Below are 16,903 nucleotides of genomic sequence, written 5' to 3'. Positions count from 1 at the left end.
CCCGTACGCCCGAAGGAGACCTGACATGCCGCTTTCCGTGTCCCTGAGCATCGAGGGCGACACCACCGTGATCGAGCTGGCGGGCGAGCTGGACGCCAAGACCGCGCCGGAGTTCCACCGGACCATCGAGAAGGCCGCCGGGCACGGCACGGCCACGGTCGAGATCAGGATGGCCGGGGTGGGCTACATGGCCAGCGCCGGGCTGCGGTCCCTGGTCTTCGCCCAGCAGAAGGTCGCGGACCACGTGACCATCAAGGTGGTCGGCGCGATCGAGCCCGTCTCCCGGACCATCCGGACGGCCGGGCTGGACCGCAGCATCGTGCTCTCCGACGAGTGAGCCACATGGGCGAGATGGCCGAACTGGCGAGGACGCCCGCCGAACTGGAGGTGCCCGCCACGCTGGGGGCGCTGGGCGAGATCGCCGCGTTCGTCCTGCGGCTGGCCGCCTGGGCGGGCCTCGACAAGCGGGCCACGTACCGGATCCGGCTGGCCGTGGACGAGCTGGCCACGAACATCGTCATGCACGGGTACCGGGGCGGCGGCGGGCGGATCACCGTCCGCGGCCGCTCCGGCCCCGGCCGGGTGCAGATCGTCCTCGTGGACGGCGCGCCCCCCTTCGACCCCGTCGCGGGGCGCGTGCCGCCCGCCCCCGGGACTCCCCCCGAGCGCCGGCGGATCGGCGGACTCGGCATCCACCTGGCGCTGACCAGCGTGGACGAGTTCGGCTACGCACGCAGGGACGGCCGCAACATCAGCACGCTGACCGTCACAGCCGAGGGGACGGACCCATGCCCTCCACCACCGTGATCATCCTCGACGAGTACCCTCCGCCGCCCGGCGAACTCCTCGACGCGCTGCGCCTGATGGACGCGGAGCTCGTCGGCCTCACCCTGCGCGAGCTGCTCGGCGGCCCACCGGACGCGCTGCCCGTCGCCGACGTGCTGCTCGCCCCGGCGGAGACCGAGGGGGAGTCCGTACGCCTGGCCGTGCGCCGGCTGCGCGGCTGGGCCGGGGCGCCGATCGTCGTCGTCTGGACCGTGACCGGGTTCGCCGCCCTGGAGCAGCACGTCCGGCTCGGCCACGACTACCTCGTACCCCCGTTCCTGCCCGCCCTGGTCGGGGCCCGGCTGCACAGCTGCTCGGAGCGCGCCGGACTCGGCCGCACCCTGCGCGAGGCCGACGCCCGCGCCGAGCTGATGGGCTACGAGAAGGAGCTGGAGATCGGCCGCGAGATCCAGGCCGGCTTCCTGCCCGACGCGCTGCCGGTCCCCGAGGGCTGGGAGATCGACGTCCGGTTCCGGCCGGCCCGGCAGGTCGCGGGGGACTTCTACGACGTGTTCGAGATTTCCCGCGGCCGCAGACTCGCCGTCGTCGTCGCCGACGTCTGCGACAAGGGGGTCGGGGCGGCGCTCTTCATGGCGCTCATCCGCTCCCTGCTGCGGCACACCGCGGAGAACAGCGGACTCCAGCACCTGGTCGCGGCCGGACGTGCGGGCGGCAGCCGCCGCATCCCCGTCGTCGGCGCCACCCCGCTGCTCAACGCGGTCACCGCCACCAACGGCTACCTCACCCGCAACCACCTCAGGCAGGGCTACTTCGCCACCCTGTTCTTCGGTGTGCTCGACCCGCTGACCGGCAGCCTCGTCTACATCAACGGCGGCCACAACCCGCCGCTGCTGCTGCGTGCCGACGGCGGGGAACCGCTCGCGCTGGACGTCACCGGGCCGGCCGTCGGGGTGCTGCCCGACTGCGTGTACACGCTCGGCTACGCCCAGCTGAACCACGGGGACACCCTGTTCGTGTTCACCGACGGAGTGCCGGAGGCCCGCTGCCCCGACGGCACGTTCCTCGGAGACGCGCGGATGCTGGAGCTGCTCGCCGGCCCCCCGGGGAGCGGCAGTGAGGTGGTCCACCGGATGGACGCGGCCGTACGCGAGCACACCGGCACGGCCGAACAGCACGACGACGTCACCATGCTGGCGTTGCACCGGCCCGGAGGGGGCGCGTCGGGGCAGGGGGGCGAGCGCCCGGAGGAAGGCCGCGAGGCACGAGCGGGCTTCCGAGGACGCACGCTGCCCGCCGCCGACCGCCAGCGGGCCCGCAGGGACCGGGAAGTCCACGAGCCACGTGCGGCGCGGGGGCCGCACGCCGGCCCGGCCGCGGCGGACCGTCCCGCCGCGGACCGCACGGCGGTGGCCTGATGACCCGGACCATCGTGGTGCACTCGCACCGCGGCGGCACCGGGAAGTCCTCGGTCCTGGCGAACCTCGCCCTGCTGCTGGCGGGCGACGGGCGCCGGGTGGGGGTGGTCGACACCGACATCCAGTCGCCCACCCTCGACCTGCTCTTCCGGCTCGGGCCGGGCCCCTCCCTGGCCGACTACCTGCTCGGGCGGTGCGAGATCGAGGCCGCCGCCCGGCGGGCGGGCCCGCGCGGGCCGTACGTCGTGCCGGCCCGGACCGGGACGGCGGCCCTGCGCGAGCTCATGGTGAGCGGTTACGACGTCGGGCTGCTGCCGGAGGGCTTCGACCGGCTCGCGGACCACTACGGGCTGGACGTCCTGCTGCTCGACACCCATGCCGGGCTGAACAACGAGTCGGTGGCCGCCATGGCGAGCGCCGACGTACTGATGATCATGGCAAGGGCGGACCGGATCGACCTGATGGGGGTGGAGGAGACGATCGCCCTCGCGGGACGGCTTGCCTGCCGCCGCGCACTTGTCGTGAGCATGGCTCCTGTGGGCGTCGACCTGGACGAGGCCCGCCGCCGGGCCGAGGAGGTGTACGGCGCCCCCCTGGCCGGAATCCTCCCGTACGTCCCGGAAATGGCCGCCCTGTACGGCGAACGCATATTCGCCGAAGCTCATCCCGACCACCCCCTGGTCGGTGAATTCCGCACCATCATCTCCGCGTTGGACGCACGTGACGAAGTATCCCGCGCCTGACGCTCCCCCCTTACGCCCTCTGCGAGCGGCGTGTTGAATCGGCAGCGATTCCTGAACAAGGAGAAAGAAGTCATGAAGATTCTTGTCGTCATGACGGCCAAGGCAACCCTCCATCTGCTGGACGGAGAAGAGCACCCCTCGGGATTCTGGGCCGAGGAATTCGTGGTCCCCTACACCCTCTTCACCGCCGCGGGCCACACCGTGGACGTGGCGACGATCGGGGGCCGGGCCCCCACCGTGGACCCGACCAGCATCGACCCCCAGTTCCTCCAGTGGGTCCGCCCCCAGGGCTCACCCGACGAGGACGCAGCCAACGCCGCCGAGTACGTCAGAGTCATCGAGAGCCTCCCCCAGCTCAAGAAACCCCTTGCCGTGGAGTCCCTGAAGGAGAAGGACATCGCCGCGTACGGCGGCCTGTACGTCAGCGGAGGCCACGGCGCGATCGGAGACCTCCCCAAGTCCGACGCGCTCGCCCAGGTCCTGCGCTGGGCCATCGCCCAGGACAAGCCGATCGCCACCGTCTGCCACGGCCACACCGCGCTGCTCGCGCTGCGCGACGGCGAGGGCCACTGGCCCTTCGAGGGCTACCGGATGACCGCCTTCTCGCACAGCGAGGAACTGGTCACGAGCATGGCCGGCCGGCTCCCGCTGATCCTCGAGGCCGAGCTGACCCGGCTCGGCGCCCGCTACGAGAAGGCCGACGTGATCTGGGACTCCCACGTCGTCGTCGACCGGGAGCTCACCACCGGCCAGAACCCGTACTCATCGAAGGCCCTCGCCGAGACGTTCCTGCAGCAGCTCGCGAAGGGCGGGCACCCCCGCACCCCCGACACCGGAAGGCATCAGCCATGACCAGGCGCGCGCTCAGCGACCAGCCCTTGGCCAACCCCGGGAAGCTGTTCATCGGCGGAAAGTGGGTACCGGCACAGGACGGCCGGACCGAGCCCGACATCAGCCCCGTGGACGGACAGGAGATCGTACCGGTGGCCCAGGCCGCCACCGCCGACGCGGACGCGGCCGTGGCCGCCGCCCGCACGGCGTACGAGGAGGGTCCCTGGAGCAGACTGTCCGCCCAGGAGCGCGCCCTGCGGCTGAACCGGGTCGGCGAACTCATCGAGCGCGACCTGGAGGAGATCGCCCTGCTGGAGACCGTGGACATGGGCAAGCCGTTCGCCTTCTCCAGCACGGTCGACGCCCCCATGGCCGCCCAGCTGATGCACTACTACGCCGGCGCCGTCACCCGCGTCGACGGCTCCTCCCGGGCCCCGGCCGGCGGGCAGCTCGCCTACACCCTGCGCGAGCCGCTCGGCGTGGTCTGCGCCATCACCCCCTTCAACTTCCCGCTGCTGCTGTCGATGACGAAGATCGCACCGGCCCTGGCGGCGGGGAACACCGTCGTCCACAAGCCCTCCCCGGCCACCCCGCTCACCGCCCTGAAGATCGCCGAGCTCTTCCAGGAGGCGGAGATCCCCGACGGTGTGCTCAATGTGATCACCGGCCCCGGCGTGGAGCTCGGCGAGACCCTCACCGACCACCCCGGCATCGACAAGATCGCCTTCACCGGCTCCACCGCCGTGGGCCAGTCGATCATCCGCAAGTCGGCCGGCACCCTGAAGAAGGTCACGATGGAACTCGGCGGCAAGTCCGCCAACATCGTCTTCGCCGACGCCGACCTCGACGCCGCCGAGGAACTCGCCTTCTTCGGCATCTACTACAACAAGGGCGAAATCTGCACCGCCGGCTCAAGGCTGCTGCTCCAGCGCCCGATCCACGACGAGCTCGTCGAGCGCCTGGTCCGCCGGGCCGCCGCCCTCAAGCCCGGCGACCCGCGCGATCCGGAGACCCTGTTCGGGCCGCTGGCCCACCGCGGCCAGTTCGAGAAGGTCAGCTCGTACATCGAGATCGGCGAGAAGGAAGGCGCCGTGCTGCGCACCGGCGGCGCCGGCTGGACCCCCGAGGGGGCCTCCAGCCAGGGCCTGTACTTCCTGCCGACCGTCTTCACCGGCGTCGACAACGGCATGCGGATCGCCCAGGAGGAGATCTTCGGCCCGGTCCTGTCGATCATCCCCTTCGACACCGAGGAAGACGCCATCCGCATCGCCAACGACAGCGCGTACGGCCTCGCCGCCGGCGTCCACACCAAGGACCTGCGGCGGGCGCACCGGGTCGCCTCCCAGATCAAGGCGGGCACGGTCTGGGTCAACTGCTACAACCAGTACGACCCCTCGGTGCCCTACGGCGGCTACAAGGCCTCCGGCTACGGGCGCGAGTGCGGACCCGAATCCCTCGAGAGCTACACCCAGACCAAGTCGGTCTGGATCGGCATGGACTGACGGCCCGACAGCCCGACGGCCCGACAGCCGCGACGGCACCCACGGCCCACGACGGCCCACGACGGCCAACAACGAGGAGCGGCACATGCGCACAGGCATCATCGGCACCGGGCGGATCGGCTCCACCCTGGCACGCATCCTGGTGGCCGCCGGCCACGAGGTCGTGCTGGCGAACGCCCGCGGCCCGCAGTCCATCGGCCCCTTACTGGCCGAACTGGGCCCGGCGGCCTCGGCGGCGCACCCCGCCGAGGCCGCCGAGCGGGCAGACCTCCTGGTGCTGATGGTGCCCCACGCGAGCGTCCGCGGCCTGCTCCCGCCGGACTCCCTGCGCGACCGGGTGCTGGTGGACGCCACGAACGCGTTCAGCGGCCCGGGCACCCCCGCCGACCTCGGCGGGCGCACCTCCAGCGAACTCGTCGCCGAGTGGTATCCCGGCGCCCGGGTCGTGAAGTCCCTGAACACCATGCATTACGAAACACTCGCCGTGGCCGGCACCGCCCAGGGCGAGCGCCTGGCCCATTTCACGGCGGGCGACGACGGAAAGGCGAAGGAAATCGTCGCGGGAATCATCACGGATCTCGGATTCGCCGCCGTCGACACCGGCCCGCTGCACTCCGGGGGAATTCTCCAGCAGCCCGGCGGGCCACTTTTCAACCGGCCGCTCACGGAAGCGCAGGCGCTGGCATGGATCTCTCACTGAACGTGAACGGAAGACCCGAGCAGTTCTCGGCCCGGCCGAACGAACTGCTCGTGGAACGGCTCCGGGACGGCCTCGGCCTGACCGGCACCAAGATCGGCTGCGACACCGGGCAGTGCGGCTCCTGCGTCGTCCGCCTCGACGGCCGGTCCGTCAAGAGCTGCCTGGTCCTCACCGCCTCGGCCGCCGGCTCCGCGGTGACCACCATCGAGGGGGTCACCGCGCAGGACGGCGGGCTCACCGGACTCCAGGAGGCCCTGCGCGAGGAGCACGGCACCCAGTGCGGGTTCTGCACCCCCGGCATGGTCATGGCCCTGGGCGAGCTCGTCGAGAACACCGCCGACCGCGCGGCCCCGACCGAGCCCGAGATCCGCGAGTGGCTCACCGGCAACCTGTGCCGCTGCACCGGCTACCACAGCGTCGTACGGGGCGTGCAGCGCGCCTGCGCCGCCGCCCGGGCCGAGGTCCCCGAGGAGCTCGGGGAGAGCGCGGCCGTGCCCGCCACCGCGTCCGGAAAGGAGGGGTGAGGACATGACCGCAGTGACGGGGGAGAGCCCGCTCCGGGAACAGGACCGGGACCGGGACCAGGCGGAGCCGCAGGACCGGGCACCGGGCGGCGGCGGTGTGCTCGGCGCGCCCCTCGACGCCCGCGAGGACCCGCAGCTGCTGCGCGGCCAGGCGGTGTACGTCGCCGACGTCAACCTGCCCGGCACGGCCCACATGGCCATCCTCGGCAGCCCGCTCGCCCACGCGCGGATCCTGTCCATCGAGACCAAGGCCGCCGAGCAGCTGCCCGGCGTGCTGAAGGTGGCCACCGCCGCCGACTTCCCCGACGTCATGCCGCTGCCCTGCATCTGGATACCCGGCGGCGTCGAGAGCCACTTCCCGCCCCACCCCTACGGACTTCCCGGCGCCCGCCCGGTCCTCTCCGGCGACGCCGTCCGGCACGTCGGCGATCCCGTGGCCGTCGTCGTCGCCGAGACCCCGCAGCAGGCCGCCGCGGCCCTGGCCGCCATCGCCGTCGAGTACGAGCCGCTGCCCGTGGTCACCCGCGCCGACCACGCCCTCGCCGACGGCGCCCCGCAGCTGCACGAGGCCGTCCCGGGCAACCTGAACGCGTACTGGACCTGCGGCGACAAGGAGCGCACCGACGCGGCCATCGCCGAGGCCGAGGTGACGGTCGAGCTCGACCTGGTCAACCAGCGCACCATCAACAGCCCCATCGAGCCGCGCGGCGCCGTCGGCGACTACAACGCCGCCACCGGCGAGTACACCCTGTACGCCTCCACCCAGGGCCCGCACAACCACCGCTTCCTGCTCTCCGCGCTGGTCCTCGGCATCCCCTTCAACAAGCTCCGGGTGATCGCCCCGACCGTCGGCGGCAGCTTCGGCACCAAGGGGTACCTCTACCCCGACATGGCGCTGGTGCTGCTGCTGTCCAAGGCGCTCGGCCGGCCCGTGAAGTGGGTGGACACCCGCACCGGCCTGATGAACTCCACCGTCCAGGGCCGCGACCACCGCCAGCACGTCACCCTCGCCGGCACCCGCGACGGCCGGATCACCGCCGTGCGCTGCACCAGCCACGCCAACCTCGGCGCCTACCCCTCGACCATCGGCCCCGGCGTCGCCACCGCCCTCATGGGCCGATCCATCACCGGCATGTACGAGATCCCCGCCGCGTTCTGCGAGGTCTACGCCGCCTTCACCAACACCGTGCCGCTCGGCGCCCAGCGCGGCAGCGGCCGCGCCGAGGCCGCGTTCCTGATGGAGCGCCTCGTCGACCGGTACGCCGCCGAGATCGGCATGGACCCGGCCGAGGTCCGCCGCCGGAACCTGGTGCCGAGCGACCGCTTCCCGTACGACAACGGCCTCGGCTGGACCTACGACTCCGGGGACTACGTCCGCAACTTCGACCGGGCCCTGGAGCTGTCCGGCTACGCAGACATGCCCGCCCGCAAGGCCGAGGCCCGCGCCCGCGGCAAGCGCCTCGGCGTCGGGCTCGCCACCTACGTCGCCGTCTGCGGGGTCGGCCCCTCCACCCGGATGTCCCGGGAGGGCATGCTGGGCGGCACCTGGGAGAGCGCCAACATCCGCGTCCACCCCACCGGCGAGGTCGCCGTCACCGTCGGCTCCGCCTCCACCGGCCAGAGCCACGGCACGGTCTTCGCGCAGGTCGCCGCCGCCGAGCTCGGCATCGACCCGGCCGCCGTCCAGGTGTACGAGGGGGACACGCTGAAGGCCCCGTACGGGCAGGGCACGTACGGCTCGCGCTCGTACAGCATGGCCGCCCCCGCGATCGCCCTCACCGCCCGCAAGATCAAGGACAAGATGGTCCGGGCCGGCGCGGTCCTCCTCGGCGTCCCCGAGGACCGGGTCGTCTACGACGGCGGCCGGGTCCACGAGGCCGGCAACCCGGAGAACGGCAAGACGTTCTCCGAGATGGCGATGGCCCTCTGGTACGGCTGGGGACTGCCCCCCGAGATCGAGCCGGCCCTCGACGAGACCACCCACTTCGACCCGCCGGACTTCAACTACCCCTTCGGCACCCACGTCGCGGTCGTCGAGGTCGACGAACTCACCGGCGAGACCGAGGTGGTGGCGTACACGGCCGTGGACGACGCCGGGAACGTCGGCAACCCGAAGGTGGTGCGCGGCCAGATCGAGGGCAGCATCCTCCACGGCCTCGGCCAGGCCCTGATGGAGGCCGCCGTCTACGACGAGCAGGGCACCCTGCTCACCCGCGACCTCGGCAGCTACGCCCTGCCGCGCGCGGCCGACGCGCCGTTCTTCACCCTCGACCGGACGGTCACGCCCACCCCGCACAACGTGCTCGGAGCCAAGGGCGCCGGCGAGATCGCCACCGTGCCGCCCGCCGCGGCCGTCGTCAACGCCGTCGTCGACGCCCTGTCCGACCTGGGCGTCACGCACATCGACATGCCGCTCACCCCCGAGAAGGTCTGGCGCCGCCTGCGAGGAGAAGCCCAATGATCCTCACCGACTTCGACTACGTCCGGCCCGCCGGCCTCGCCGAGGCCCTGGACCTGCTCTCCGGCACCACGGGCGCCCGGGTGCTGGCCGGCGGCCAGAGCCTGCTGCCCGCCCTGCGCGCCGGGGAGGACAGCGCCCGCCTGCTCGTCGACGTACGGCGGCTCCCGGAGCTGCGGGGTATCGCCCGCACCCCCGGCGGGATCCGGATCGGCGCGCTCACCACCCTCGCCGAACTCGCCGGCAGCCCGCTCGTGCTCGCCGAGGCACCGGAGCTCGCCGCGGCCGCCCGGGCCAACGGCGACCCCCAGGTCCGCAACCTCGGGACCGCCGGGGGCAACCTGGCCGCCCGCGGGCCGCGCGCCACCGACCTGCCCGCGGCCGCCATCGCCGCCGAAGCGGTGGTCGAGCTGGCGGGACCCGGCGGGCGGACCACCGTCACCGCCGAGCACCTGGAGGCCGGCGGGCCGCCGCCCGGGGCAGTGATCACCGCGCTGCTCGTGCCCGCCGGAGGGCCGGCCGCCGCCTTCGAGAAGACCGCCGACCGGGCGACGCGTCATCCGGTGTGCGCCGCCGCCGCGCGGCTCACCCCCGGCGGGCCGCGGATCGCGGTCACCGGGGCCACCGCCCGCGCCCGGCGGCTGCGCGGGGTGGAGGCCCGGCTGCGCGGGGGCCCGTACACCACGGAGGCCGTGCTCGCGGCCTTCCGCGCCGAGCCCCGGGAGCTGTTCGTCCCCGGGCGCGGCGCCTCGGCCGAGTACCTCGGCCACCTCGCGGGGGTACTCACCGCCCGCGCGCTCCAGAGGGCAGAACGGGCCCTCCGCTGACCGCCCACCACAGGGAATCGACAGGAGTGGCCGACGTGACCAGGACGACCGCGGGGGTCTCCCCGCGCCCGGGTGGCCCGCCGGCCGCCGGCTCCGGGGGCGCCGCCTCCGGAGCCGGGGGTTCCGGATTCTGGGTCGTGGGCGCGGTCCTCGTCCTGCTGATGCTCTCCTCCTCCGTACCGTCCGCCCTCTACGTGCTCTACCAGGAGAGATGGGACCTGTCCTCCGGGATGGTCACCGTCGTCTTCGCCGTGTACGCCGTCACCGTGCTGCTCGGGCTCCTGCTGTTCGGATCCCTGTCCGACACCCTGGGCCGGCGCCCCGTGCTGTGCGCCGGGCTGCTCCTGGCGATCGCCTCCATGGGCCTGTTCACCGTAGCCGGGGGGCCCGGGCTGCTGCTCGCCGCCCGCGCCGTGCAGGGGCTCGCGGTGGGTCTGGCCACCGGGGCGGTGGGGGCGGCCCTGCTCGAACTCTCCCCGCGCTCGCGGCCCGCGCTCGGCGCCCAGGTCAACAGCGCGGGGCCGACCGTGGGCATCGGGCTGGGCGGGATCGGCGCCGGGCTCCTGGTCCAGTACGCGCCCGCCCCGACCGTGCTCAGCTACCTGCTGCTGGTCGCCGCGTTCGCCGTCACGCTGGTCGGGGTCGCCCGGATGCCGGAGAGCGCCCCGCTCGGCCCTCGCGGCCGCAGCTGGCGGATCGTCCCGCACCGGATCGGCGTCCCGGCCGCCGTGCGGGGCCGGTTCGCCGTCCTCGTGCTCACCATCGTCGCCGTCTGGACGGTCGGCGGCTTCTACCTCTCGCTCGGGCCGCACCTGGCCCTGGCGCTGCTGCGGAGCACCAACTACCTCGTCGGCGGGGCCACCGTGGCCCTGCTGGCGGGCGCCGCCACCGCGGCCCAACTGCTGCTGGGCCGCACCGCCCCGCTGCGGACCGCCGTCCTCGGCCTGTGCGGGCTGCTGGCCGGGCTCTCCCTGGTCCTGCTCGCCCTCGGAACCGGCTCGGCCGCCGTGTTCCTGGCCGGCACGGCCGTCCTCGGCAGCGGCTGGGGCGCGGCCTTCCTCGGCGCGTTCCGGGCGCTGAGCGCACTGGCCGAACCGGCGCACCGCGGCGAACTGACCGCCGCCGTCTACGTCTTCGCGTACCTCGCGATGAGCGTGCCGGCGGTGCTCGCCGGACTGCTGACCAACGTCCACGGGCTGCACCGCACCTCCGTCGGCTTCATGGCCGCCGTCGCCGGGGTGTGCGTCCTGGCCCTGTCCGCCACGCTGCGGCTGGCCGCCCGGACCCGGGCCGAAGGGAGTACGCCATGAGCGCCGCGAACGGCACCGACCCGAGCCGCACGGACCTGCGCCGGGCCCTCGCCGGGCTGGAGATGTTCGCCGCGCTGACCGAGGAGCAGCTCGACTGGCTGGTCTCGGTCTCCGAGCCCAGGGTGCTCGCCGACGGGGAGGTCCTCTTCCGCGACGGCGAGGAGGCCACCGGATTCCACGTCCTGCTCTCCGGCGGGCTGGTCGTCACCAAGGTCGTGGACGGCCGGGAGGAGGTGCTCACCCGGCACTCCACCGAGGAGGAGAGCGCCGCCGCCGAGGACCACGACGGCAAGCCCTCGGCCGCGCACCGCTTCACCGGCGAGCTGCCGCTGCTGACGGACGGCGCGTACGTGGCCACGGCGGCCGCGAGCGGCCCGGCGACCACCGTCGTCGCCTACCCGAAGCCGGTGTTCTTCGAGATGCTGACCCGCTGCAACGGCGTGGCGGCCGTCCTGATCCCGGTGCTCGCCTGGCGGATCAAGTCCTCCGAGGTGCAGGCCCGCAAGCGGGCCACCGTCGAGGCCCTCGGGACGCTCGCCGCGGGTCTCGCGCACGAGCTGAACAACCCGGCGGCCGCCGTCGCCCGGGCGGCCCAGGAGCTGTCGCCGGCCCTGGACCGGCTCACCCGCAGCGCCCACGCCTGGGGTGCCGCCGCGGGGGGCGCGGAGCGCTCCGTACTCGACCGGCTGGCCGAGGAGCTGGACAAGCTGCCCCCGCCGGCCACCAGCGACCCGCTCGCCCAGGCGGACGCCGAGGAGGAGGTCGCCGACTGGGCGGAGGAGGCCGGCGCCGAGCGGCCCGGACTGCTCGGCGCCGGGGTCGCGGACCTCGGGCTGGAGCTCGGCTGGCTGCTGGAGCGGCTGGAGGGCATCGGCGAGCCGGCCCTGCCCGCCGCCCTCGACCACCTGGCGGCCCTGCTGGAGATCCGCGCGCTCGCCGCGGAACTGCGGGCGGCCGGCCCGAGGATCTCCCAGCTGGTCGCCGCCACCCGTGATTACGCCAATCTCGACCGGGCGCCCGAGCAGCGCTTCGCCGTGCCCGACGGACTGGAGAACACACTGGTCGTGCTGCGGGCCAAGCTGGCCGGCATCACCATCGTGCGCGCGTACGAGCCGGACCTGCCCGAACTGACGGGCTATCCGAGCGAGCTGAACCAGGTGTGGACGAACCTGGTCGACAACGCGGCCGAGGCCATGGAGGGCTCCGGCACCCTGACCCTGCGGGTGCGGGCCGAGGGCGCCTGCCTGGTCGTGGAGGTGGCCGATACCGGCCGGGGCATCCCCGAGGAGGCCCTGCCCCGGATCTTCGAGCCCTTCTACACGACCAAGGACGTGGGCAAGGGCACCGGCCTCGGGCTGCACCTCAGCTACCGCATCGTGACCCAGCGCCACCGCGGGTCGATCACGGCCCGATCCCGTCCCGGGGAGACCCGGATGATCATCCGGCTGCCGCTGAGCGCGGCCGCCGCCTGTGCCGAACCACCTGCCGAACCCACCACCAGTTGAAACGGAGTCGCCATGGCCACGTACGACATCTCCGAGCTCCACCCGGTCTTCGTCCGGCAGATGGACGCGCTCGCCGCGCTGGACATCGACGCGGTGATGAAGAACTACACCGACGACGCCGTGCTGGTCCGCTTCGAGGGGGCCTCGGTCGGCATCGACGCCGTGCGCGAGACGTTCACCGGCTACCTCGCGCTGAAGCCGGCCCTGGTGGAACTCAAGGAGTACATCGAGACCGAGGACACGATCTTCTACCGGGCGATCATGAATCTGAACGGAGCACCGGAGCACGCATTCGGGACACTGGTGGTCCGCGACGGCCGGATCTGGCGCCAGACTGCCGGTTTCGGCAGCTGACCGCCGGTATCCGGGTAGCGTGTGCGGGGAGGGCGGGGCAGCGCCCTCCCCGTGCGCGCAGGGAAATGGCTAAGGGGAGGTCATGGAACGCGAAACCGGTCGTATCGAGGCATTCAGTGACGGTGTATTCGCCATCGTCATCACGATTCTCGTCCTGGAGCTCAAGGTTCCCGAGGAGACGGGATCGGACTTCTGGCACGGCGTGTGGGAGCAGTGGCCGCACTATGCGGCGTACGTGGTGAGTTTCCTCATCATCGGTGTGATGTGGGTGAACCACCACACCATCTTCACCCATCTCAAAAGGGTGGACCGACCGCTGTTGTTCCTGAATCTCCTGGTGCTGATGGTGGTATCAGTGATTCCGTACACCACCACCGTCCTCGCGGAACACCTCGTCCACGGGGGCAGCTCCGCCAACGCGGCCGCGGTGCTCTACAGTTCGGTCACCGTCGCCTACGCGCTCGCGTTCCTCGCCTTCTGGTGGTACGTCACCCGAGTGGGCCACCTGTTCCACGAACACGTCGACAAGGATGGCGCCCGCGCGACCCGGCTGCGCTTCGGCCTGGGCGCCATCGCCTACCCGCTCACCGTCATCCTGTCCCTCTTCTCCGCCACGCTCACTCTCGTCGCGCACTTCCTCATTGCGCTCTACTATGCGGCGAACCAGATCCCCATCCCCCTCGTGGTAGAGGAAGAGCGGCTCGAATCTGCCGGCGACCTCAGGAAGTAGCCGCCAGGGCCTACGGCCGTTTGAAGCGGTCAAGTAGGGTATTGGATCTAGTGGTCGCGGGGGAGGCCCAGATGGCTCGAACAGTGCTGCCGGAGGAATCCGCCAAGGAAACCTCCGAATTGATCGACGTCCTGATTTCGCTGTTCTTCGAATCGTTACCGCGGCGGGACCAGAGAAACTGGGCCCGCGTATATCTCAACGGCCTCGTGCGTACCAGCGGGAAGAAAACGATCCGCAACATCGCCGGAACAGGGGCGAGTTCCGTCGAGCAGAGCCTCCAGCAGTTCATCAGCAAGTCGCCGTGGGACTGGACCCCCGTACGGCGCTCACTCGCCCAGTACCTCGAACGCACCGCCCAGCGCCCGCTGGCCTGGGTGGTGCGTCCCATGGTCATCGAGAAGGCGGGCGACCGCTCCGTCGGCGTCGGCCGGCAGTTCGTCCCGCAGCTCGGCCGCACCGCCAACTGCCAGCAGGCCAGCGGGATCTGGCTCGCATCCAGCGAGTCCAGCTTCCCCGTCGAATGGACCCTCACCCTGCCCTCGCCGTGGACCAGCGAACTGCTGCGCCGCCGTCGGGCCGGGATCCCGGACACGGCGCGCTCGCTCACCCCCGCGCAGGACGCCGTGCACGCCGTCCAGCGGATGGCCGCCACCTGGCAGCTCCAGCGGCGGCCCGTGGTGATGGAGGTCGCCGGCGGCGACGTCGCGAGCTGCGTCGAGTCCTTCACGCTCCAGGACATCCCGTTCGTCTTCAAGGTCGACGGCTCACTGCCCGTCTCCTTCGGCGGCGCCGGCCGGCAGCGGCCCGGACCGTACACCGCACCCGCCCGCGAACTGATCGACTCCCTGCGCTCCCAGCGGCGCGTCGTCGAGTGGACCCGGCACGGCCGCGCCGAGGGGGCAGTGACCCTGCTGACCTCGGCCGCCATCCTCGCCGCCCCCGGCGAGGACCGGCCCGTACCCCTGCCGCCGACCCCGCTGCTGCTCATGGGCGCCTGGACGGAGGCGGCCCTGCTGCCCACCGAGTTCTGGATCACCAACATCGGCGACCGGCCCCTGGCCCAACTCTTCCTGCTCGCCAAACTCACCGACCGGGTATCCCTCGATTTCACCGAGACCTGCGAACCCGTAGGCATCCGTGACTTCGAGGGCCGCTCCTTCCGCGGCTGGCACCACCACGCCACGCTCGCGAGTGTCGCCCACGCGTCGATGCTGCTCAGCGCCCGCGGCCGGACCTCCGCCGGATACCCCGGCCCCGGCCCCGCCCGCGGCCCCCTCGGGCCCGCCCGCTCCGCCGTCGCCCCCGCCGGCCGCCCCGCCGGCCCCGCGCCGGCCGCCACCGCCGCGCCGGCCGCCACCGCCACGGCACCCGCCACCGCCACCCGGACCGGCCCGGCGCCGGTGCTGCCGCCGCGGCCGTTCATCCCGGGCCAGAGCGACCGGCGTGCGTACATCCGCTGATCCATCCGCCGAAGCCCGCCCCGGACGGGCGCGCACCGCGGCCCGGAGCCCTCTCGCGGCCTTTCGGGAGCCTTGTCCCGTAGGAAGCCACGAGAGGGTCCGGTATGTCCTGGACGATCGGCCCGGGCGGCATTCGTGCAGGTCCATGGGAGAATGAAGTACGTGCGTTTTCCCGGCTGCCCCTCATGGGTATGACGGGATCCTCCGACTTGACTGGGATGTTCTGCACGTGCGTTTCCTCAATGACCTGAAGCCGCCGTACGACCTGACGTACGACGATGTGTTCATGGTGCCGAGCCGTTCCGCGGTCGGTTCCCGCCAGGGCGTCGACCTCGCCTCGCCCGACGGCACCGGCACCACCATTCCGCTCGTCGTGGCGAACATGACCGCGATCGCGGGCCGCCGGATGGCCGAGACGGTCGCCCGCCGCGGCGGCCTCGTGGTCATCCCGCAGGACATCCCGATCGAGGTCGTCACCGACGTCATCTCCTGGGTCAAGACCCGCCACCTCGTGCTCGACACCCCGATCACGCTGGCGCCCGCCCAGACCGTCGCCGACGCCCTGTCCCTGCTGCCCAAGCGGGCCCACGGCGCCGGTGTCGTCGTCGACACCGACAACCGCCCGATCGGCGTGGTCACCGACCACGACCTGACCGGCGTGGACCGCTTCACCCAGCTCTCCGAGGTCATGTCGAAGGAGCTCCTGCTCATCGACGCCGACATGGACCCCCGCGAGGCCTTCAACCAGCTCGACGCCGGCCACCGCAAGCTCGCCCCCGCCGTCGACAAGGACGGCCGCCTCGTCGGCATCCTGACCCGCAAGGGCGCCCTGCGCGCGACCCTGTACACCCCGGCCACCGACGCGGCCGGCAAGCTGCGCATCGCCGCGGCCGTCGGCATCAACGGCGACTACGTCGGCAAGGCCAAGCAGCTGCTCGACGCGGGCGTCGACACCCTCGTCATCGACACGGCCCACGGCCACCAGGAGTCGATGATCAATGCGATCAAGGCCGTGCGCGCGCTGGACCCGCAGGTCCCGATCGTCGCCGGCAACATCGTCGCCGCCGAGGGCGTCAAGGACCTGATCGACGCCGGCGCCGACATCATCAAGGTCGGCGTGGGCCCCGGCGCCATGTGCACCACCCGCATGATGACCGGCGTCGGCCGTCCGCAGTTCTCCGCGGTGCTGGAGTGCGCCGCCGAGGCGAAGAAGTACGGCAAGCACGTCTGGGCCGACGGCGGCGTCCGCCACCCGCGCGACGTGGCCATGGCCCTGGCCGCCGGCGCGTCCAACGTCATGATCGGCTCCTGGTTCGCGGGCACCTACGAGTCCCCGGGCGACCTCCAGCAGACCGCCGACGGCCGGCTCTACAAGGAGTCCTTCGGCATGGCCTCGGCCCGCGCGGTCCGCAACCGCACCTCGGAGGAATCCGCCTACGACCGCGCCCGCAAGGCGCTGTTCGAGGAAGGCATCTCCACCTCCCGGATGTTCCTGGACCCGCAGCGCCCGGGCGTCGAGGACCTGATCGACTCGATCATCGCCGGTGTCCGCTCCTCCTGCACCTACGCGGGCGCGGGCTCCCTGGCCGAGTTCGCGGAGAAGGCCGTCGTGGGCGTCCAGTCCGCGGCCGGCTACGCCGAGGGCAAGCCGCTCCACGCCAGCTGGAGCTGACCCCCTCCGACCCGTCCCGGGGGGGGGGGGGGGGGGGGGGCCGGGGGGGGGGGGGGGGGGGGAAGGGGGGGGGGGGGGAGGGAGTA

The 16,903-nt window shown here is 72.6% G+C and carries 16 protein-coding genes; all 16 read left to right on the top strand.

The genetic code is table 11. The features are described 5' to 3' along the window. Window positions 1-25 precede the first annotated feature (25 nt). The 16 genes from AC068A_RS13235 (at window position 26) to AC068A_RS13160 (ending at window position 16,817) form a co-directional block, all read left to right on the top strand. Window positions 26-337: an STAS domain-containing protein gene (locus AC068A_RS13235; RefSeq protein ID WP_478584373.1), complete on the top strand. Its 312-nt coding sequence runs from the start codon at window positions 26-28 to the stop codon at window positions 335-337. A gap of 5 nt (window positions 338-342) precedes the next feature. Then, entirely contained in the window at window positions 343-807 is a 465-nt protein-coding gene (locus tag AC068A_RS13230; protein ID WP_478584493.1) for an ATP-binding protein, read from the top strand. Then, window positions 789-2,201 (top strand): PP2C family protein-serine/threonine phosphatase, encoded by a 1,413-nt coding sequence (locus tag AC068A_RS13225; RefSeq protein WP_478584371.1) that lies wholly within the window; start codon window positions 789-791, stop codon window positions 2,199-2,201. The genes AC068A_RS13230 and AC068A_RS13225 overlap by 19 nt, the downstream gene beginning before the upstream one ends. Then, window positions 2,201-2,944 (top strand): MinD/ParA family ATP-binding protein, encoded by a 744-nt coding sequence (locus AC068A_RS13220; protein ID WP_478584369.1) that lies wholly within the window; start codon window positions 2,201-2,203, stop codon window positions 2,942-2,944. The genes AC068A_RS13225 and AC068A_RS13220 overlap by 1 nt, the downstream gene beginning before the upstream one ends. 72 nt (window positions 2,945-3,016) lie before the next feature. Then, complete coding sequence (locus AC068A_RS13215) at window positions 3,017-3,796, top strand: type 1 glutamine amidotransferase domain-containing protein (RefSeq protein ID WP_478584368.1); 780 nt, start codon at window positions 3,017-3,019, stop codon at window positions 3,794-3,796. After that, window positions 3,793-5,277 (top strand): aldehyde dehydrogenase family protein, encoded by a 1,485-nt coding sequence (locus AC068A_RS13210; protein WP_478584366.1) that lies wholly within the window; start codon window positions 3,793-3,795, stop codon window positions 5,275-5,277. Before AC068A_RS13215 ends, AC068A_RS13210 begins: the two co-directional genes overlap by 4 nt. Before the next feature lie 85 nt (window positions 5,278-5,362). Beyond that, entirely contained in the window at window positions 5,363-5,977 is a 615-nt protein-coding gene (locus AC068A_RS13205) for an NADPH-dependent F420 reductase (protein ID WP_478584364.1), read from the top strand. After that, window positions 5,962-6,501, top strand: a complete 540-nt coding sequence (locus tag AC068A_RS13200) for a (2Fe-2S)-binding protein (protein WP_478584363.1) — start codon at window positions 5,962-5,964, stop codon at window positions 6,499-6,501. The genes AC068A_RS13205 and AC068A_RS13200 overlap by 16 nt, the downstream gene beginning before the upstream one ends. Before the next feature lie 4 nt (window positions 6,502-6,505). Next, window positions 6,506-8,962: a xanthine dehydrogenase family protein molybdopterin-binding subunit gene (locus AC068A_RS13195; RefSeq protein ID WP_478584361.1), complete on the top strand. Its 2,457-nt coding sequence runs from the start codon at window positions 6,506-6,508 to the stop codon at window positions 8,960-8,962. Beyond that, the gene (locus AC068A_RS13190) at window positions 8,959-9,786 is read left to right on the top strand and encodes an FAD binding domain-containing protein (protein WP_478584359.1); all 828 of its coding nucleotides are present in this window, start codon (window positions 8,959-8,961) and stop codon (window positions 9,784-9,786) included. Before AC068A_RS13195 ends, AC068A_RS13190 begins: the two co-directional genes overlap by 4 nt. A 35-nt stretch (window positions 9,787-9,821) precedes the next feature. Continuing rightward, on the top strand, window positions 9,822-11,096 hold the full coding sequence (locus tag AC068A_RS13185) for an MFS transporter (RefSeq protein ID WP_478584357.1): 1,275 nt from the start codon (window positions 9,822-9,824) through the stop codon (window positions 11,094-11,096). Then, window positions 11,093-12,601: an ATP-binding protein gene (locus AC068A_RS13180; protein ID WP_478584356.1), complete on the top strand. Its 1,509-nt coding sequence runs from the start codon at window positions 11,093-11,095 to the stop codon at window positions 12,599-12,601. The genes AC068A_RS13185 and AC068A_RS13180 overlap by 4 nt, the downstream gene beginning before the upstream one ends. 12 nt (window positions 12,602-12,613) lie before the next feature. After that, the gene (locus tag AC068A_RS13175; protein WP_478584354.1) at window positions 12,614-12,955 is read left to right on the top strand and encodes a nuclear transport factor 2 family protein; all 342 of its coding nucleotides are present in this window, start codon (window positions 12,614-12,616) and stop codon (window positions 12,953-12,955) included. Window positions 12,956-13,037: 82 nt separating this feature from the next. Next, on the top strand, window positions 13,038-13,685 hold the full coding sequence (locus AC068A_RS13170) for a TMEM175 family protein (protein ID WP_478584352.1): 648 nt from the start codon (window positions 13,038-13,040) through the stop codon (window positions 13,683-13,685). A gap of 71 nt (window positions 13,686-13,756) precedes the next feature. Further along, the gene (locus AC068A_RS13165; RefSeq protein ID WP_478584350.1) at window positions 13,757-15,145 is read left to right on the top strand and encodes an IS701 family transposase; all 1,389 of its coding nucleotides are present in this window, start codon (window positions 13,757-13,759) and stop codon (window positions 15,143-15,145) included. A gap of 223 nt (window positions 15,146-15,368) precedes the next feature. After that, window positions 15,369-16,817, top strand: coding sequence for a GuaB1 family IMP dehydrogenase-related protein (locus AC068A_RS13160; RefSeq protein ID WP_478584491.1), 1,449 nt, complete (start codon window positions 15,369-15,371; stop codon window positions 16,815-16,817). The last annotated feature ends 86 nt before the right edge of the window (window positions 16,818-16,903 follow it).

Source organism: Streptomyces sp. NPDC043854 (genome assembly GCF_056436005.1).
This window is presented reverse-complemented; position numbering and strand designations above follow the sequence as displayed.